The organism is Enterococcus sp. 4E1_DIV0656 (assembly GCF_002140695.1).
Classification (GTDB): Bacteria; Bacillota; Bacilli; order Lactobacillales; family Enterococcaceae; genus Enterococcus_D; species Enterococcus_D entomosocium.
The window spans coordinates 1,054,995-1,074,697 of sequence record NZ_NGLF01000001.1; the positions used below are offsets into that span (position 1 = coordinate 1,054,995).

16 protein-coding genes are annotated in these 19,703 nt (G+C 44.1%); 14 read left to right on the forward strand and 2 right to left on the reverse strand.

Annotated elements, in window-relative coordinates; genetic code table 11:
* Window positions 1-43 precede the first annotated feature (43 nt).
* Together A5882_RS04980 and A5882_RS04985 are read right to left on the reverse strand one after the other, a co-directional pair.
* Complete coding sequence (locus tag A5882_RS04980; RefSeq protein WP_101698727.1) at window positions 44-1,747, reverse strand: sensor histidine kinase; 1,704 nt, start codon at window positions 1,745-1,747, stop codon at window positions 44-46.
* Window positions 1,741-3,246, reverse strand: a complete 1,506-nt coding sequence (locus A5882_RS04985; RefSeq protein WP_086372489.1) for a response regulator — start codon at window positions 3,244-3,246, stop codon at window positions 1,741-1,743. Before A5882_RS04985 ends, A5882_RS04980 begins: the two co-directional genes overlap by 7 nt.
* 205 nt (window positions 3,247-3,451) lie before the next feature.
* Between A5882_RS04985 and A5882_RS04995 the strand changes: the two genes are divergently transcribed.
* The 14 genes from A5882_RS04995 (at window position 3,452) to A5882_RS05060 (ending at window position 19,560) form a co-directional block, all read left to right on the forward strand.
* Window positions 3,452-5,122, forward strand: coding sequence for an extracellular solute-binding protein (locus tag A5882_RS04995; protein WP_008376717.1), 1,671 nt, complete (start codon window positions 3,452-3,454; stop codon window positions 5,120-5,122).
* A 148-nt stretch (window positions 5,123-5,270) separates the two neighbouring features.
* Complete coding sequence (locus A5882_RS05000; protein ID WP_008376715.1) at window positions 5,271-6,203, forward strand: sugar ABC transporter permease; 933 nt, start codon at window positions 5,271-5,273, stop codon at window positions 6,201-6,203.
* A 16-nt stretch (window positions 6,204-6,219) separates the two neighbouring features.
* Window positions 6,220-7,107 (forward strand): carbohydrate ABC transporter permease, encoded by an 888-nt coding sequence (locus A5882_RS05005; RefSeq protein WP_005232877.1) that lies wholly within the window; start codon window positions 6,220-6,222, stop codon window positions 7,105-7,107.
* A 6-nt stretch (window positions 7,108-7,113) separates the two neighbouring features.
* Window positions 7,114-7,752, forward strand: a complete 639-nt coding sequence (locus A5882_RS05010; protein ID WP_016611649.1) for a DUF624 domain-containing protein — start codon at window positions 7,114-7,116, stop codon at window positions 7,750-7,752.
* Window positions 7,753-7,792: 40 nt separating this feature from the next.
* Window positions 7,793-9,814: a type I pullulanase gene (gene pulA, locus A5882_RS05015; RefSeq protein ID WP_086372490.1), complete on the forward strand. Its 2,022-nt coding sequence runs from the start codon at window positions 7,793-7,795 to the stop codon at window positions 9,812-9,814.
* Window positions 9,815-9,931: 117 nt separating this feature from the next.
* Window positions 9,932-10,939 carry a LacI family DNA-binding transcriptional regulator gene (locus tag A5882_RS05020; RefSeq protein ID WP_016611647.1) on the forward strand — a complete coding sequence of 336 codons (1,008 nt, stop codon included), beginning with the start codon at window positions 9,932-9,934 and terminating at the stop codon, window positions 10,937-10,939.
* A 155-nt stretch (window positions 10,940-11,094) separates the two neighbouring features.
* On the forward strand, window positions 11,095-11,382 hold the full coding sequence (locus A5882_RS05025; RefSeq protein WP_086372491.1) for a PTS cellbiose transporter subunit IIB: 288 nt from the start codon (window positions 11,095-11,097) through the stop codon (window positions 11,380-11,382).
* A 31-nt stretch (window positions 11,383-11,413) separates the two neighbouring features.
* Window positions 11,414-12,832, forward strand: coding sequence for an L-fucose/L-arabinose isomerase family protein (locus tag A5882_RS05030; protein ID WP_086298926.1), 1,419 nt, complete (start codon window positions 11,414-11,416; stop codon window positions 12,830-12,832).
* Window positions 12,823-13,659 carry a transketolase gene (locus A5882_RS05035; RefSeq protein WP_008376701.1) on the forward strand — a complete coding sequence of 279 codons (837 nt, stop codon included), beginning with the start codon at window positions 12,823-12,825 and terminating at the stop codon, window positions 13,657-13,659. Before A5882_RS05030 ends, A5882_RS05035 begins: the two co-directional genes overlap by 10 nt.
* The gene (locus tag A5882_RS05040; RefSeq protein WP_086372492.1) at window positions 13,646-14,587 is read left to right on the forward strand and encodes a transketolase family protein; all 942 of its coding nucleotides are present in this window, start codon (window positions 13,646-13,648) and stop codon (window positions 14,585-14,587) included. The genes A5882_RS05035 and A5882_RS05040 overlap by 14 nt, the downstream gene beginning before the upstream one ends.
* Before the next feature lies 1 nt (window position 14,588).
* Window positions 14,589-16,037 carry a glycerol kinase gene (locus A5882_RS05045; RefSeq protein ID WP_086372493.1) on the forward strand — a complete coding sequence of 483 codons (1,449 nt, stop codon included), beginning with the start codon at window positions 14,589-14,591 and terminating at the stop codon, window positions 16,035-16,037.
* Window positions 16,038-16,049: 12 nt separating this feature from the next.
* Complete coding sequence (locus A5882_RS05050) at window positions 16,050-16,907, forward strand: alpha/beta hydrolase (RefSeq protein ID WP_061053532.1); 858 nt, start codon at window positions 16,050-16,052, stop codon at window positions 16,905-16,907.
* A 45-nt stretch (window positions 16,908-16,952) separates the two neighbouring features.
* The gene (locus A5882_RS05055; RefSeq protein ID WP_086372494.1) at window positions 16,953-18,233 is read left to right on the forward strand and encodes a DUF4038 domain-containing protein; all 1,281 of its coding nucleotides are present in this window, start codon (window positions 16,953-16,955) and stop codon (window positions 18,231-18,233) included.
* A gap of 7 nt (window positions 18,234-18,240) precedes the next feature.
* Window positions 18,241-19,560 (forward strand): PTS sugar transporter subunit IIC, encoded by a 1,320-nt coding sequence (locus A5882_RS05060; RefSeq protein ID WP_016611642.1) that lies wholly within the window; start codon window positions 18,241-18,243, stop codon window positions 19,558-19,560.
* The last annotated feature ends 143 nt before the right edge of the window (window positions 19,561-19,703 follow it).

Sequence of the window (19,703 nt, forward strand, 5' to 3'; positions counted from 1 at the left end):
TGAATATTTTGACACCAAAAAACCGTTAGTGATTAAACATTCTTCACTGACGGTTTTTTTGAGGAGGTAAGTCTTGCGGTATGAGTAGAACAATTGTGGTGTTTTCACCTTTTACTGATTGAATCGATAAGGAAGCTTGCGTGCCATAGTACAATGCTAGCCGCTGGCGTACATTGTTGATACCATAATGTTGATCAGAAGGTTCCTCCAGTTGTTTTAGCTGTTCAGGATCAATCCCGGGACCATTGTCTTGAATCTCAAACCGTAGCCATTGTCCTTCTTTGAGGCAGCGGATCGTCAATACCCCTCTGCGGTCATCTTCAATATGATCAAGCCCATGAAAGACGGCATTTTCGACAAACGGCTGCAAGAGCAGATGGATCATCGGATACTCATCGATATCTGAGTCAATTTCGAGGACTAAATCAAAGGAATGGTGATGCATTTTTTGCTGGATTTTAGCATAGGTGATTGTTAGATCGAGTTCTTTGGTGATGGATAGCCGGTTGGATCCTTGGTTTAGGCTGAGACGGTAGAATCGAGACAGCAGCTGAGCCATCTCACGGATCTCGTGATTGCCGTTTAGTGTGGCAGTATTGCTGATCAGTGCTAAGGAATTATAAAAGAAATGCGGATTGATCTGGGCTTGCAGAGCCCGCAATTCGTATTCTTTTTGTTTCAATTCGGCTTCATATACTTCATTGATCAGCTCAGCGATTTTATCTAGCATTTTTTGAAAATTGGTGTATAACTGTCCGACTTCATCTTTTGAAGAATATGTGTGCTGGATTTTGAATTGATCCATTGATAAAGAGGCCATTTGCTGGGTCAAAGAGTTGATCGGCTGTACCACGGTTTTAGCCAACCACCAGCTGGATAAAACCAATATCATTAATACAAAATCAAAGATAATAAGTGCCGCACCAACTAGATACAGTAAACTGCTGAAAAATGACTGTGCGGTTTTAACAAAAACGATTTGCCAATGATTATCCAGCAGTACAGGAGCCTCTTCAATAACTGCGTTTCCAACCAGCCACTGTTTTTGAGTACGTTGCTGCTTCGTCAAATAATCAATGCGGTAAAGCGTCTGCCCGGTCTCTGACTGAATGGTCAAATCATAAGGCTCCTCAGTGACTGCATCCAGATTCGTGAACAATGCTGCTCGATCGATGGTTAAAACGATGTAGTTTAAGGAATCTGCGGTATGGCCTTTTAAAAAAAGGTTGGTATAAAAAGAAAGTTCCTCCCGTTCTTTGTCAAAATACGTTCGAATCTCGGTCGAAGGTTTTTCTTTTAGAAAAGGCAGTGCTGTATCAGCCGTGATTTTTTTGACGTATTGCCCATGATCATAAAGATCGATCGTGGTGTATAGCGTGATGCCTTTAATATCTGCTTGCGGAAAACGAACACTGTGAAACAAAGGCACGATCGTATTTTGAAAGAGATTGTATTGATCAAAGTTTGAGAAGCGTTGACTAGAAAGCTCTTGCGTCAAGGCGGTATTGTTGGCTAAAAAGAGCAGGCTGTCCCGATAGGTGTGGATCTTGCTTTCTAACTGATAGCTGATACTTTTGAGATTATCGGAGTAAGCACTTTTTTCCTGCTGTTGGATAAAGGCTCGGATGATAGATACCCCGACAAAGGTCAAAACGATCAGAGGAACAATGCTTGAAAGAATTGAAATAAGGGCGATCTTTTTTTGAAAACGAAAATTTTTAAAACAATCGTGGACTTTTCTTAACAAGAGGGACCTCTCTTTCTATACGCATCCGGCGTCATTCCGACAATTTCTCGGAACGTTTTGCAAAAATAGGAATAATGATTAAAGCCAACTTGTTTGGAGATAGTTCGAATGCTGCAGTTCGAGTTCTTTAAACGCTTCTGAGCCTGTTTGATACGGTAAGACTTGATGTATTTGGTGATACCCATGCCTTCAGAAGTACTGAATAATTCGCTTAGGTAGTTAGGATTGATATTGACTTCCTTTGCTAACCGCTCCAAGCTCAACTCTTGGTGAAAATGAGCGAATATATAGGATTTTACTTGGCGCACATAGTCATTTGACTGGCTCCCGTTGATTTGAAGCAAGGCATCATGGATATAATGGAAGAGGGCATCAAAAATATCCGCAATTAGTTGCAGACTTGGCGCTTCCAGTATTTTTCCAATCTGATTAGCGCCACACTCCGCATCAAAAGTGATCGTGCACTGATCGATGATTGTTTGATAAAAGGTCGCAAAATAAAACTTGGCATTGGTTGGTTCCTCACGTCCATTTGTTTCAAAGCAGTCGAAAACTGTTTTCACAAGCGCGTGGGCTTTTTTACTTTCGTATTGATTCACATACGAAACGGTTTTTTCAAAAAGCGCTTTCTTGACGATGTAGTGATCTCCCGGAAGCAGCTGGCAGATTTTCCCTTTGTTTTGCTGATAAAAAGACCGCTGACTGGTTCTCAGTAAGTCATGATAGGTGCCATACACCCCTGAATGGTGGGGAACTGGTCCGCTGTCAAAAAGTGTTATTTTTTGCTGAAACTGTTCGGAAAAATAGGTAGTTAAGTTGTTTTTTCGCTCTTCGATTTCCCTTTTTGGCAAAGGTTCGTTAAAAAAGAGCAGTTGTGCTGGAGCTAAAAACAAACTGAACATTTCAGGAAATGCAGCAGATAGCGAAGGGACAAAATCCTGCGCATTCCAAGAATCCAGCGGCCAAGTAACGAGAAAAAAAGAGGGATGAGTCTTAAAAAAATCTTGTGCAATCGATTGCTCTTCCTTCGGCAGTGAATGCCAAGGATAGCCATAAAAAAGTTTACTCAAAATCTCTTTCAAGTAATGGGTTTGTGCGATTGTTTTTGTGTAAGCGCGTTGCTTTTGTTGATCAATAAAAAGAATGATTTTATTTATTTGTTCATAAAAATCATCAGGGTCGATTGGTTTTAAGAGGTAGTCAACCGCTTGTAACTGTATGGCTTTTTTTACATAATGAAAATCTTCAAAGCCGCTGATAAACATCACAGGAATTTCAGGAACTGCTTCTTTGATTCTCGCTACGAGGGCATGTCCATCCATAAAGGGCATCTTTACGTCGGTAATTATCAAGTCAAAGGGCTGTTCCTGAAAAAGTTGCCAGGCTTCGCGGCCATTTTTGGCTTCTTCGATCAGCCATTCTTTTTCATGCTGACTCAAGAAGTATTTGATCACTTCTCTTTGATCGTAGCTGTCATCAGCAAGCAGCAGTCGGTACATGGTTTTCGCCGTCCTTTCGTATAGAGAAAATTACGCAGTCGCTTCTTCTTTCTATAGTAAGCGATAAACAAAAAAAGCAACAGAGCGAATTTGTAAACGTTTTATTTTTCTGGAAATCGTGCTATGAATCTGAAAAAAGTGCTATATTTTCTGTGGAAGCGATTGCGTATAATAAGGATATCAAAAAAGTTTGAGGAGGAAAACAATGAAATTTAGGCGGGGGACAGCAATGTTAACAGCAGTTGCTTCAGCACTTATTATGACAGGATGCAGTTCAGAAGAAGCAAAGACCAATGAAAATGGGGATACCGTGATTACGATCGGACGCCAGACCGCACCGAACTCGAAACTGCCTGAGGGGGATTCTTACAGCAATAACGCATATACTCGATTGATTCAAGAACGCTTGGGCATCGAGCTGGAGAGTGCCTTTGAAGCCCATGGGGAAGACTATGATCGTCAAGTATCGCTAGCGATCGCTTCAGGGGAACTACCGGATACGATGATCGTCGGATCAAGAGATGAATTGGAAGAATTAGTTAACAATGATTTAGTGGAAGACTTGACCGAAGTATTTGAGGAGCATGCCGACGATTTTCTAAAAGACATCTATGATTCGTTTGATGGGATTCAGTTAGAAGCAGCCACGTTTGATGATCGCTTGATGGCGATCCCATCTACTAGCGATGACTTCGGGCCCAATCTTGTCTGGTTGCGCCAGGACTGGCTAGATGAGCTAGGTATTGAACTGGATAAAGATGGCAATCGCTCAATTACATTGGATGAGTTGAAGGAAACAGCGATTGCTTTTCAAGAAAATGATTTAGCCAATACCGGAAAAGCAGTTGGTTTGCCATTGGCCTTCTGGTTGTCTTCGCCAAATCATGGCGGCACGGCATATACCGGAACAGCCATCATGAATGCGTTTGGAGCCTACCCAAAATCGTATCTCCAAGATGAGAATGGGCAGATGTTTTATGGATCCAATACGCCAGAAATGAAAGAAGCACTAACGCTACTGAAGGACTGGCAAGATGAAGGGTTCATGGATCCGCAATTTGGTACCCGCACGTATGACGATATCCATGCCATGATGGTTAATGGAGAAACGGGCATCGCTTTTGGTCCTTGGCACATGCCTGACTGGGGCTTAGTACAAGCCAAACAAAATGATCCAAATGCTGAATTTGTTCCTTATGCCCTTGAAAATGCTAACGGCGATGGAGGGGTCAATGCCGTGGCTAACCGCGGCACTGGGCAATACATCGTGGTGCGCAAAGGTTTTTCTGAGCCGGAAAAAATCATGGAGATGATCAATCTGATTTATGGTGAAGTTGCCAACTCGGAAGATATTGAAACCGAGTTTCCGGAAATTTATGACTATGCGAAAGTGGATGTCGATGGGACGGTTCGTCCATGGAATGTTGTTTTCTTAAAAGCCTATAGTGAGATTGATGATGCAGTAGAAGCTTCCAAGGCGGCGGTTGGCGAAACATCTATCGAGGATATCTCCAACTTCTTCATCAAAGAAAACGCCGAAAAAATCAAGCAATATCTGGATAGCCCTGAAGAAACTGATCCGGTGGACTGGACCCGCTATGCCTCCCGCTATTTAGCCGTCAATAATGTGATGGGCGGTATCAGAGAGCAAGGACGCTTGAATGAAGTGAAACCACCGCGTTTTGATTCGATCAAAGCCAATGAACGAAACGGCGCACAAGTAGGGAAACTGGAGGAAGAGACCTTCATTAAGTTTATCACTGGAGAAGAACCCCTGGAAAACTTCGACAACTATGTTGAAACCTGGAATAGCCAGGGTGGGACAGCCATACTTGAAGAAATGCAAGAAGTAGTAGATCAGCGAGCAGATAATTAAGCGGCCACTCCAGCGGTTCTGACACTCGTCTTTCGAACAAAGAAAAGCAAGGTTGTATGCAGGAAAACCGACTGCAGGTGCCTTTTCTTTGTTCGAATTTTTTCATCAAGCGGCTGGTGAGGCAAAAAATTTATGGAGGAGTAAGTAAATGGAACTTTCTGTTGAAAAAGAAAGCAAAAAAGAAAAGAAAAAGTGGTTTTCTCGAGATCAGCTTTTCTTTCTAGGGATGATTTTACCAGGCATAATTTTTATTTTGATTTTTTCTTATGGTCCTATGTTTGGGTTGTTGATGGCATTTCAAGATTATGTGCCAGCGAAAGGTGTATTTGGTTCTGAATTTGTGGGATTCGAGCACTTTCGCTATTTGTTCAGTTTACCGGATATTTTCTTAGTAACTAAAAACACGATTTTCATCGCTTTCTGGAAAATTGTCTTTAATACGATCGTACCGATTCTTTTTGCGATTCTATTAAATGAAGTACGTGTAAAGTGGATGAAACGCTCCATTCAGACCATCGTATATTTGCCCCATTTTCTTTCATGGGTCATATTGGCTTCAGTAGTGGTCAATTTATTCAGTCTTGATGGAACGGTGAATCAGATTTTACAAAACTTTGGTGTAGAACCATTAAACTTTTTGGGTAGTAACCAGCTGTTTCCTCGTTTGCTGATCGGGACCGATGTTTGGAAAAGTTTTGGTTACAGTTCAATCGTGTACCTTGCTGCCATTACCTCGATTGATCCGGGATTATATGAAGCAGCAACGATGGATGGTGCTTCTTGGTCAAAAAAAGTCTGGCACGTAACCCTGCCGGGGATGATGCCTTTTATTTTGCTGATGACGATTTTGTCGCTGCCTAATATCTTGAATGCCGGCTTCGACCAAATTTATAACCTGTATTCTCCGGTTGTGTATCAAAGCGGCGATATTATCGATACCTATGTCTACCGAATCGGTCTGATCGGTAGAGACTATAGCTTAGGAACCGCCGTTGGTCTGGTCAAATCGGTGATCGGTCTATTCTTGATTTGGTCTTCCAACAAAATTGCGGAGAAGAAGACTGACAGAGTGATGTTTTAAGGAAAGGAAAAAAGAGATGAAAGAAAAATTTAGTATACGGCATGCAGTAATTTATTTGATCGTCATTGTTTTGGCTCTTTCTTGTTTAGTACCGATGTTGAATGTCGTGGCACTTTCTTTAAGCAGCAGCAGTGCGGTCGCTGCAAATGCTGTGGGGCTATGGCCAGTGGATCTGACCTTAGCGGCTTATGAGCGCATCATGAGCGATCAGCAGTTTTGGCGTTCTTTTGGTATTTCAGTCATTCGTGTGGTGATCTCTTTATTGCTGAATTTGGTGATGATCGTAACGATGGCTTACCCGCTATCTAAATCAAAAAAAGTATTTCGAACGAGAAAATTATTCATGAGTGTGATGGTTTTCGCTATGCTCTTCAGTGGCGGCATGATTCCAACGTATTTGGTCGTTCGCAATCTAGGATTATTGAATACGATTTGGTCCCTGATTTTACCTAGTGCAGTCCCTATCGGCAGTGTGATCTTGGTGATGAATTTCTTTCGGGGAATTCCCAAATCATTGGAAGAATCTGCTCGGATCGATGGGGCCAACCCACTGCAGATTTTGGGACGAATCTATATTCCAATGTCTTTGCCGTGTTTGGCAACCGTTTCTCTATTCAGTATTGTCGGTAGTTGGAATGATTTTTTTAGTGGACTGATCTATATGACCAAGACTGAAAACTATCCTTTAATGACCTATATCCAAACACTATCAGTCAACATTGCTGAAACAATGCAACAAGCCGGGAATTTGACTTCCGAGCAGCTACAAAGTCTACTAGCGGTCTCTGATCGAAACTTGAATGCAGCGAAGATCGTGGTGGCAGTGGTGCCGTTATTGATTATTTATCCGCTTCTACAAAAATATTTCGTTCAAGGAATCGTTGTCGGATCAGTAAAGGAGTAAACCCACATGATACACTTTTTTCATTCAGAAAACTTCTTCGCACGAATCGCTTGGAAATTCAGCCAGTTGCTCCTATTAAATGTACTACTCTTGTTTTTTAGTTTGCCGCTCTTCACGATCGGTGCAGCCATTACTGCGGGTTCTAAAGTGGCGACTGATCTGATAGAAGGAAAAGCACCGGCTGTTGTTCAGCAGTTTTGGTCGGTCTTTTGCCAAAGCTTTCGAAAGAGCACTCTTATCTGGCTCAGTCTACTTTTTTCTTTGTGGCTTTTGACTGCTGATTGGTTGTATTATTTCCAACTAAAAGGGACGCCTGATCTTTTTACCGTAGGCTTAGTAATTTGTACGTTCATGTGGCTTCAATTTTTCCAAGTTTCGTTTTTCTTACTCGCACGTTACGATAGCGGAATCAAAACGATCCTTTTGAACAGCATAAAAGTCGCCGCAAAGCACCCTTTTAAAATACTTAGTCTTCATATTCTGACTGCAGCCCCTATTGTCATCATGCTTCTTTCACCCTATGCGCTGGTTTTCAGCATGTACATTGCCTGCTTTTTTGGTCTTAGCTGTTTTTTGTATGCACGCTGTCAGTTATTGTTGGCAATTTTCAAGAAATATGAGAAGGTAGAAATAGCAGAAAAGTAACTGGCTTTTATAGTTAGAAACGTTGAATGGAGGAATTTTGATGGGACAAAACACGCAGTATGGAGAAAAAAAGATTGCGATCGATCGCAGGATCGGTTTTTTAGAAGAACATACGTATCACGGGAATGATCTTGGTGTGACTTTTCAAGGACAGCAAACCACGTTCAAATGCTGGTCACCAGAGGCAGAGGCCGTTTCAGTATTGCTTTATCAAAGCGGTGTTGCTGGGACTGACGATCGTCTGCTGACGCTGCCGATGGTTCAAGAAGACAACTGTTGGCAAGTCACGACGGAAGAAAACGTCAAGGAGCTGTTTTATACCTTTGAGTTTCAACGAGATGGGCAGAAAATAGAAGCGATGGATCTTTATGCCAAGGCAGTAGGGATCAACGGAAACCGCGGTGCGATCATTGATTTAAAGGAAACAGATCCTGAAGGTTGGCAGGAAAGTCACGGCGTCGGTCAGCAGTCGATCACAGATGCCTATATTTGGGAATTACATGTCGAAGATTTCAGTGGTGCCGAAAACAGCGGTATTTCACCAGAAAATAGCGGAAAATATTTAGCCTTCACTGAAAAAAAGACCCATCTGGTGGGAGATGAAAGTCAACCAACTGGCATGGCCTATTTAAAAGAGCTGGGGATCAATTATGTTCATCTGCTGCCGATCTTCGATTTTGACAATGATGAAACTTCGTCTGCCTACAACTGGGGCTATGATCCGAAAAATTACAATGTACCTGAAGGACGATACGCTTCTGATCCTAGTGATCCCAAGGCGCGGATTCGTGAATGCAAGCAAATGATCCAATCGCTGCACGAAGAAGCCATCGGCGTTGTGATGGATGTGGTCTTTAATCACACTGCGATCACGGAAGAATCATGGTTTAATTTGACGGTTCCTGATTATTACTACCGTCAAGATGATGCAGGGAATTTTGCGGACGGTTCTGCTTGCGGCAATGAAGTGGCTTCTGAACGGAAAATGATGCGTAAATTTATCATTGATTCAGTTTTATATTGGGCGCAAGAATACAAAATCGACGGCTTTCGTTTTGATTTGATGGGCTTGATCGATGTGGAAACCATGAACCAATTGCGTCAACGCCTAGATGATGCCGGCTTCAGCCATGTGATTTTATACGGCGAGCCATGGGATGCCGGCAGCAATCAAATTATTCAGCCGAATATCCCAGCAAATAAAAGTAATGTTTGGGCACTGTCAGAAGGCGTTGCGGTTTTTAGCAATGATTTAAGAGACAGTATCAAAGGCGATGTCTTTGAAGAAACAGACGGCGCGTTTATTCAAGGAATGAATGGTCAACCGCAAGTCAAGCAAACCTTTTATGCAGCAAATTTGGCAACGGCGATTCAAGGAAATACGAAAGTTGCCGCACAAGAAGGCGCCGAGCGCTGGGCAAAATCGCCCCGCCAAGTGATCGCCTATGCTTCAGTCCATGATAATTTGACCTTATGGGACAAGCTGGTGGCAACCATGCAGGCTTCAGTGAAGGAAAGAAATTATGAGTTTGATCCTGAGCTTTTAGCCCGCAATAAACTAGCAGCAGCCATTTTGTTTACTAGCCAAGGAGCAGTGCTGACTCAAGCTGGGGAAGAATTTGGCCGTACCAAAGAAGGCGATGAAAATTCCTTCCGTTCGCCACTGGCAGTCAATCAGCTGGATTGGTCACGTGCCAAAACCTTCAAAGAGTTGCGCGAGCTGTATCGGGGCTTGTGGGCATTGCGGCAGTCCTATGCACCATTGAGAGATGCCACGACCCAAACGGCTGAAAGCATGGTCTTTTATGAGACAAAGAATGAAAATCGCTTGGCGTATCAAGTACCCAATCGTGACAAACAGCATCCATGGCGTTCTTTATTCGTTATACTCAATAGCACGGAAGAAAGCTGGTCCTTTGACTTACCGACGGCAACAGAAAATGCTTCTTGGCACATCATTGCTGACCCCAAAGGAGCTGGGATCACTTCTCGCGGCGTAGCAGCGCCAAGAATAACCATCGACCCCTTGTCCTTCTGCATTTTGGCGGAACAAAGTAACTAATCAAAGTAGAAGCTAAAACAAACTAAAAATTTTAGTTTGTTTTAGCTTTTTTGGTAGTAAAAAAACAATTCTTTTGCTATACTTTTAACAGAATGAGAAGCAGAAAGCGGTGAGCAAATGAAAGTTGTGATCTCTGATATTGCCCGAAAAGCTGGCGTTTCCAGCGGAACTGTCTCTAATGCAATCAACAATCGTAAGGGGATCAGTGAACAAAAACGGCAAGCGATCTTGAAGATCGCTCGTGAGATGGGGTATTTTGATCAGCGAGAAATTAAAAAAACGGAAAGCCAAAAGATCAAATTTGTTGTAATGAACAAACAAGGAAATGTCGTAGGGGATACGCCTTTCTTTTCTGAATTGATCCGGGGGATCGAAATGGAATGCAGCGCGTTAGGCTATGAATTGGTCATTTCCCATATCACATTGGCGCCAGAGGAAGACCCGATCGAAAAGATCCGCCCAGAATTAGTAGATGGTTTGCTATTGTTAGGAACGGAATTGGAAAAACAAGATTTAGCAGTCTTCCGTCATTTGGAAGTACCCTTAGTGATTTTAGATACGATTTTTAATTCGCAGGACTTTGATTTTGTCGCCATCAATAATCGTGACAGCGCCTATGAGATCGTTGAAAAGATGATCGAAAAAGGCCACCGAGACATTGGCATCATCAACTCAACCTTTCAAATCAACAATTTCCGTGAACGCAAGCAAGGGTTTATTCAAGCGATCCAAGAGCATGATCTGATCCATTATGAAGAGACGGAAGCCTTAGTAGAACCCACCTTGGAGGGCTCATATCAAGACATGAAGGTCTATTTGGAATCCTTGCGTGCCGATCAGCGGCCGTTACCAAGCGCCTTTTTTGCGGTCAATGACAATATCGCCATCGGTGCAATGAAAGCCATTCGCGAAGTGTTCCCCGATCATCCGTTGGCCATCGTTGGGTTCGATGATATTCCTTTGGCGGAATTTTGCAACCCACCGCTGACCACCGTCAAAGTAGATAAAGTGTACCTTGGTCGCCAAGCCGTGCGACGCTTGATCGAGAAAATCACCAGTGAAGATGAAAACCATCTGAAAATGCTGGTCGCCACGACGATCGTCGAACGCGAAAGCATCAAATAAGAAAAAAATAAGAAGAAGACAAAACGTTTAGCAAGCGTTTTGTCTTTTTTTAGTTATTAAACAAAAATATTTATCTAAAACTGTTGCAAAATATTTAGCTTATGCTATATTTAAGGTGTAAAAAGTAAGGGATTACAATTTGAGGAAGTGAATAGATGACACAGATCGGTCTCTTTTGTGCAACTGGGCTCTCCAGCGCACTGCTCGTCAAAGCGCTCAAAGAACAACTAGCGGATGATCAGCATTACCAAGTGAATTCCGCGCCTTTTTCAGAAATATTTATGGTGGGAAATGACTATGATTTTTTGATTTTAGCTCCTCAAACCCGCTTCAATCAAGCGAAAGTCGTAACAGCCTTTCCTAATAAAAAAATCGTTTTACTGACGGATAAGGAATTTCTGAGCAGAAATGTAGCACGAATCGTCGAAGAAATAAAAATTTAGCTAAATATACTAAAACGCAAAGGGTGGTTTTATGGATAAAGTAACAATCGGGTTCGCCCCGACTAGAAGAAATTTATTTAGTGCAGAAGCAGCCATTGAGTACGCCAATCTGACACGACAAAAAATGGACGAACTGGCCATTGATTATGTAGATATTTTAGATATCAACGAAGATGGCTTGCTATACGATGATGAAGGGGTTGAAAAAATCGCCGAAAAATTCAAAGCAGCAAAAATCGACGGTCTTTTTCTAGCCAATGAAAACTTTGGTACGGAATATGCCTGTGCTCGTCTAGCCAAAAAACTAGATGTCCCCGTCTTACTATGGGGACCCAAAGACGAGACACCAGCCGCCGATGGTTCACGTTTGCGGGATACGCAATGCGGTCTTTTCGCTATCGGGAAAGTCTTGCGCCGTTTCAAGGTACCTTTCACCTATGTCAAAAATTCTGATATTGATTCACCGGAATTTGCCCGCGGCTTGCAAGACTTTATCAAAGTCTGCAATGTCGTCAAGACCTTCAAACAAACACGAATCTTGCAAGTTGGCCCACGCCCCTTTGATTTTTGGACCGTGATCTGCAACGAAGGCGAACTATTGGAGCGTTTCAATATCTCGCTATCACCAGTACCGATCCAAGAAGTGGTGCAAGAAATCAAGAAAGTCAAAGAACAGCAGCCAGATAAATTGCAAGCAGTCATTGATTATTTCGAAACCAATACGGAAGTCCAAATTTCGGCGAAAGATTTGGAGATGGTGGCAGCCCTTAAAGTGGCCTTGCAAAACTTATGTGAAAGCTACGGCTGCAATGCAGGGGTCATCCAGTGTTGGACGGCTTTACAAGACGAAATCGGTATTTTACCGTATGCCTCCCTGTCGCTTTTACAAGAAGAAGGTCTGCCTTTTGTCTGTGAGACGGATGTTCATGGGGCGATCTCGGAACTGTTGGTCGAAGCCGCTTCGTTGGGGGAACACCGTGCGATCTTTGCGGATGTCAACTGCCGCCATCCAGAAAACGAGAATGGCGAATTGCTGCAGCACTTAGGGGTTTTTGCTTATTCCACCGCGGAGACCAAACCCATTTTGCCGCAACGGCATTTTGTTTTTGACTATCCGGGATCAGTCGCTTTTCGGGCAATCAAAGACGAGTATACGTTGTGTCGCTTTGATGGAGACAACGGCGAGTATTCGTTGCTGATGGGCACCGGCAGAGGGATCGATGGACCATACAATCAAGGGACCTATCTCTATCTAGAATTTGCGAATTTGAATCGCTTGGAATTCAAACTCGTTGAGGGCCCTTATATTCATCATGTTGCGGCGGTCAGAAAAAATGTGGTGCCGATCTTGTACGAAGCGTGCAAATATATCGGCGTGCAGCCAGATTTTTATGATCCGATCGAAGAAGACGTCAAAGCATACTTGAGAGGGGATCAATCATGGAAATAAACGAGCTGGAAATGAAGGCTTTAACGATTCGAAAATCCGTGTTAGAGCTGATCTATCAAGCAAAAACGGGTCATACTGGTTCGGATCTTTCTTGTACCGATATTTTAGTGGCCCTGTATTATCAGATAATGAATGTGGATGCGAAAGATCCCCAAAAGCAAGATCGTGACCAGTATATCCAAAGTAAAGGACATGCTGCAGAAGTACTATGGGCCGTTTTAGCGGACAAAGGTTTTTTGCCGAAAGAAGAATTAGCCACCTTTTCGCAATTTGGTTCACGACTGATCGGTCATCCAAACAATAAAGTAGCTGGGGTTGAGATGAATACTGGTTCGCTAGGTCACGGCTTACCCGTCGCAGTAGGGATCGCCTTGGCAGGCAAACTGGATCACCGCACGTATCAAACCTATACGTTGTTGGGAGATGGCGAATTAGCAGAAGGCTCGGTATGGGAAGGAGCCATGGCGGCTGCCAACTACCAGCTGGACAATTTGACCGCCATCATTGATCGCAACGGCTTGCAGATCACTGGAGCCTCGGAAGATGTGATGGCAGTGGAGCCGCTAGATGAAAAATGGCGTGCCTTTGGTTGGGATGTGCATATCGTTGATGGCAATGATATGGCTGCCTTGGTGGCTGCATTAGAAAAACCGCATCAGCCCAATCAACCGAAGCTGATCATTGCTAAAACCATCAAAGGCAAAGGCTATTCTGCAGCCGAAAATCAAGCGCAATGGCATCATAAAGTGCCAACGGCAGAAGAGCTTGCACAAGCTATTGCCGAACTTGATCAGCAAATGGAGGTTTTGACCCATGGGAAAAAATAATATTGCCAATCGCCAAGCGATGTGCGACGTATTGATTGAAGAAGGAAAAAAGAATCCTGCGATCACGGTGTTGACCAGTGATTCTCGTGGTTCCGCTTCGTTAGCACCTTTTGCCAAGGAATTACCGACACAATTGGTGGAAGTAGGGATCGCAGAGCAAAACATCGTCAGTATTGCGGCCGGCTTAGCCCATATGGGCAAACGCCCTTTCGTTGCATCACCTGCTTGTTTTCTCAGCACGCGCAGTATCGAGCAGATCAAAGTCGATGTCGCGTATTCGAATAAAAATGTCAAACTCGTAGGCATCAGCGGCGGTGTCAGCTATGGGGCATTAGGCATGAGTCATCATTCCTTGCAAGACATCGCAGTGGCACGAGCGATCCCTAATTTGCAAGTGCTGTTGCCAGCAGATCGCTTTGAAACGATCCAAATGTTTAAAGCCTTAGCGGCATCAAATGAACCAGCCTATATCCGTCTCGGTCGCAATCCTGTTGAAGATTGTTATGATTCTGCAGATTATCCTTTTGAGATTGGCAAAGCCATTGAGCTGAGAAGCGGTCAAGATGTCGCATTGCTCGCCACTGGCGAAACCGTGCGCCAAGCGTTGGATGCTGCGGAGCTATTGGAAAGACAAGGTATCACTGCTACCGTTTTAAATGTTCATTCCTTGAAGCCCTTTGATTCAGAAACGGTCAAACGAGTGGCGAAAGAAACAGGCACCGTGATCACTGTGGAAGAACACAGCCGATACAACGGCTTAGGAGCTGCCGTGGCGGAAACGCTGGCAGAAGAAACGGGCATTCGACAAAAAATCATTGCTTTTCCGGATGAAGCCTTGATTACTGGTTCTTCGTCAGAACTGTTTGCCCATTATGGATTAGACGGTGCCTCCATAGCGAAAACAGCGGTTGCGTTTCTAGGAGCTTAAGATGGACAAGACCTATCAGCTTGTTTTAGATCAGAGTACATCCGGTACCAAGCTCTTACTGTTTCAAGAAGGGAAAATCCTGCAGCGTTACGATAAAAAACATCGCCAAATTTATCCAAAAGTCGGGTGGGTCGAACATGATCCCCTTGAGATTTGGCAAAATGTCCAAGAATTGCTGGCACAAGTGTTGCAAGAACAAGCGATCACTGCAGATCAAATCGTTTCCTTGTCATTGACCAATCAGCGAGAAACGATCGTTGCTTGGGATCGATTGACCGGCAATCCCCTGTACAATGCGATCGTGTGGCAATGCAACCGCAGCGCTACGATTTGTGAAGAATTGACGGCACAAGGCTGGGAAAAGACGATCAATCAAAAGACCGGTTTGCGTTTAGATCCGTATTTTTCCGGCACCAAAGTGAAATGGTTGGCCCAAGAATTATCAGCCATCAAAGAAAAGTCGGGGACTGGCGAATTGGCGATCGGTACGATGGACAGCTGGCTGTTGTGGAATTTAACGCAAGGGACAGTATTTGCGACAGAAGCCAGCAACGCTTGCCGAACATTGTTTTACAATATTGAAGAGGGCCGTTGGGATGCAGAACTCGTCAAACTTTTTGGCATCCATTTAGCAGACTTGCCAGCGATCAAACCTGCTGATACGGTTTTCGGTAGCTATCACGGAATCCCTATCAAAGGGATCTTAGCCGATTCACAAGCGGCATTATTTGGGGAAGGTTGTCAAAGCCTTGGGGATGTAAAAATCACGATGGGCACCGGTTGTTCGATCATGATGCAAGTGCAGCAGGAGCAGACGTTGCGGGATCGCCGCATTTTGACGACGGTCGGCTGGCAAACTAGCCAGGAAACAGCGTTTGCGCTAGAAGGCATCATCCGTTCCTGTGGTGACGCCATCAACTGGTTCAGTGAGCAAGTGGCTCCGCTGCCAGATGTAGCTGAGATCTGTCAAGAAGTGCTGACCAGTGACAGTCAAGAAGACATCTATTTTATCCCAGCATTGCAAGGAATAGGTGCCCCTTTTTGGGATAATACGATGACTGCCAGCTTTGTCGGCATGAAACGCACAACGACGACTCATGAGCTGTTGAAAGCCGTTTTAGAAAGCATCATTTTTCAAATCAAAGCAGTGATCGATGTGATGGAAGAAGTCGCTGAACGACTGATCAATCAGGTAATGATCGATGGCGGTGTTTCGAAAAACCGCGCCTTGATGAGCTTATTGGCGACTTTGATCAATAAACCCGTCATCGTCAGCGAAGTCGAAGAATTTTCAGCCATCGGCACAATGCTTGTTGCCAAACCAACCATGAATGAACCAGCTATTCAGCAAACCACGATCGTTCCGCAAGCCGAACAGGCCGTGATCCGTTTGAAATATGAAAAATGGAAACGGTTCATTGAGAAGTCAGCTGCTTTTAGTGAAGGATAAAGGAGGAACTATATGGAGATTCAACGAATTCAACTGAATCAAACGGCTTACGTGGATACCTATTTATTGCACCAATCCAAAGAGTACAATGTCGGCAAGAAACGACCGCTAGTGATCGTCTGTCCAGGCGGCGGCTACGCCTTTACCAGTGATCGAGAGGCGGAAGTCATTGCCTTGAAATTCAATAGTATCGGGCTAAATAGCGTTGTTTTATGGTACACCACCGGTGATCAGGTGAAAAACGTTCCCCACAATGCCTTGATGGAAGCCGCCCAAACCGTCAAAATCATTCGTGAGCATGCTCAAGAATGGTTGGTGGATGAGGATCAAATCATCGTTTGCGGTTTTTCAGCAGGCGGACATCTAGCATTACAGTTAGCGACGCGCTGGCACGATGCTGAGCTGGCAGAAGTGTTGGGCGTCAGCAGTGACTTACTGAAAGTGAATTTGGCGATCGCTGGCTACCCATTGGTTTATCAAGAGCATGCTTTCCCAATCGATGAGCTAGGCTTTGCCGCTCGTCTAATCGAAACACCTTTAACTGCCAACGAGCGCTTTTTTGGGAGTAAACAACCGACGGAAGAAGCCATTCAATCCATGAACATTTTGCATCATGTCGATCAGTGGACACCTCCGATGTTTCTCTGGCATACGACGGAAGACGTCTTAGTCGATGTGGCGCACTCGTTGAAGTTGGCGGTCAAATTAAGAGAAGCAGAAATTCCATTCGAACTGCATATTTTTGAAAAAGGCGAACACGGACTGGCATTAGCGGATCGAACAACGGCACGCAAGTCAAGTCACCTCAATGCCCATGTCGCCAAATGGTTTGAGCTGTGCGAAGGCTGGCTCAGTAGTTATATTGATTAATAACCGCCAGTGCACAACTTGTGCCGATGAAAGGAGAGCACTACCGTGAAAATCACCGTAAGCCAAAATAACCGCACCTTATTGCGAGACGGACAGCATTTCTTTTATTTAGCCGATACTTGCTGGAGTGCCTTTACTAGTATTCAAGAAAATGACTGGATCACCTACTTAGACAAACGCAAAGAGCAGGGCTTCAATACCCTTCAAATCAATGTGTTACCGCAATGGGATCGCAGCCGTGGTCAATTTGACTGCTTGCCGTTTCCCCTTGATGCGGGCGTCTTTGATTTTACGGTTTGGGAGGATGCCTATTTCGAACGGGCTCAGCGTCTTTGTAAAATTGCCGATGAGAAAGGCTTTACTTTAGCATTGGTTGTCTTGTGGTCAAACTATGTCGCTGGCACTTGGGCTAGCCAGTTGGACAAAGAACGCAACGTGTTGCCGGAGGATTGCCGCCAGGCCTACTATCAAAAAGTGATTAAGACGTTTGATGCCTTCCATCCGATCTACTTTATTGGTGGCGATACGGACTTCCCAACACAGCCAACCATCGATACGTATCTAGAAGCCTTAGTTTTCTTTGAAAAGCATTCGCCCAATACCTTGAAAACGATTCATATCAAGGGACGTTTTGAAGAAATCCCTGAACCTATCGTCGAACATTTGGACTTATTTTTATACCAATCAGGTCATAACAGCGCCTTTTTGAATATGCCTTATTATTTGGCAGAGCGTTTTTATAAACGAGAACCGCAACTGCCGATCATCAACTCAGAACCTTGCTATGAACAAATGGGCTATGCCCGTCACGTATACGGTCGATTTGGTCAAAAAGATGTCCGCAAAGCAGCATGGCAATCATTGTTAGCCGGCGGCTCGGCTGGGATCACGTACGGTGCCCACGGCATCTGGAGTTGGCAAACCCCGACGGCAACCTTTGCGGAAGAAATCGGGGAAGCGTTTGACCGTCCGATGATTTGGCCAGAAGCTTTGTCTTTTCCTGGGGCAGATGATTATGGCTTTATCAAGCAATTATTTGAATTATTAAATATTCAGGAGCTTGTGCCTTGCCAAGAGCGCTTGATCGATGCAGATGAACAGATTCGTATGGCAGCTATCGCAGGAAGGAAGGATGCCTTGCTTTACTTGCCAAGCAATACAACAGTTCGCCTGCAAGGAGATCTTTCTACAGCGCCCGTCACATTGATCGATTTGAACACCAATCGTTTCTTGAAACCAAAACTGACAGTTACTGATGGTATCACTGTTTTCCATCCCCACAATTGTCATGAAGATGTATTGTTCGTCATCCAAATAAAGGAGTGAAAAGAAAATGGATAAATATATGGATAAGGTATTAGTATTTGCAGATAAAATCTCCAACAATCGGTATTTAAAGGCAATTTCAAACGGGTTGATGGCGACGCTGCCGATCAACATTATTGGCTCGATCGCCTTGTTGTTAGCAGTTTTGCCGATTCAAGGGTGGACAGATTTTATCAACTCGATCAATATTGGCGGTTATTTTTCCGTCGGTTACAGTATGACCGTTGGGGTTATCTCAGTGTACGCTTCCTTTCTTGTCGGTCACCGTTTAGCGACAGAATTTAAGCAGTCGGCAGTCCCTGCCGGCATCGTTTCGTTGTTTGCCTTTTTGATGATGACGCCAATGGTCACCTTGGAGGAAACAACGACCCTCGACATGAGCAAACTCGGCGCTCAAGGCTTGTTTACCGCTATGATCTGCGGCTTAGTTTTTGCTCGTTTGTACTGCTTTATTTTAGAAAAAAATATCGCCATCAAAATGCCAGCAGGCGTGCCGCAATTTGTGACGGATACCTTCGCCGGTTTGATTCCAGCAATTATTTCTGGGTTTACCGCGATCGTCATTAGCTGGGCATTCAGTTTTACTTCTTATGGCTCATTTTCAGATTTCATCTATCAAATCTTGGCAATGCCGCTGCAAAGCTTGTCTTCTAGTGTCGGTTCGTTGTTATTTATTGTACTGATCCAAATGGTGCTATGGTTCTTCGGTATCCATGGTTCGTTGGTGGTGGGTAGCTTTGTCACCGCTTTGTACTTACCAATGGATGTGGAAAATATGGATGCTTTAGCTAGCGGTGTTGCTCGTTCCGAGCTGCCAAATATTTTGAGCAAGTCGTTTTATGATTTGTTTGCTGGTATTGGTGGGGCTGGGGGAACATTGTCATTGATTATCGTTATTTTGCTGTTGGCGAAATCAAAACAATCACGGACAGTCGCTAACCTAAGTGCCGTTCCTGGATTGTTCACCATTAATGAGCCGGTGATTTTTGGCTTACCGCTGATTTTGAATCCAATCATGGCGATTCCGTTCATATTAACACCATTGGTTCAAGTGCTTGTGGCGTACCTAGCGATCTGGAGTGGGATCGTTCCACGACTTAGTGGCGTACAAGTTCCCTTTGGCACACCGATTTTTCTAAATGGGTTTCTAGCTGGAGGCTGGCAGGTCGCAGTTCTACAAGTCGTTTGCGTTTTGGCAGGCTGCTTGCTGTACATTCCTTTTGTTAAAGTCTTAGATAAAGGAAAATTAAAAACAGAAGCAGAAGCTGCGCAAGCGGAGGGTCACCCACAAACTGAAAGTATCGATGCAACGGGGGAAACGGTTTAAAAGAAACCGATTTTATGATGACAAGCCAATGAGTTAGTGCTATAGTTAAAGAAAGAAAACCTACGTGGATTGTTACTGACTCGATCAGGCAAGACCTAAATAAGAAAGCGCTATTCTCGTTTTAGCAGCGGCTCTTATTTAGG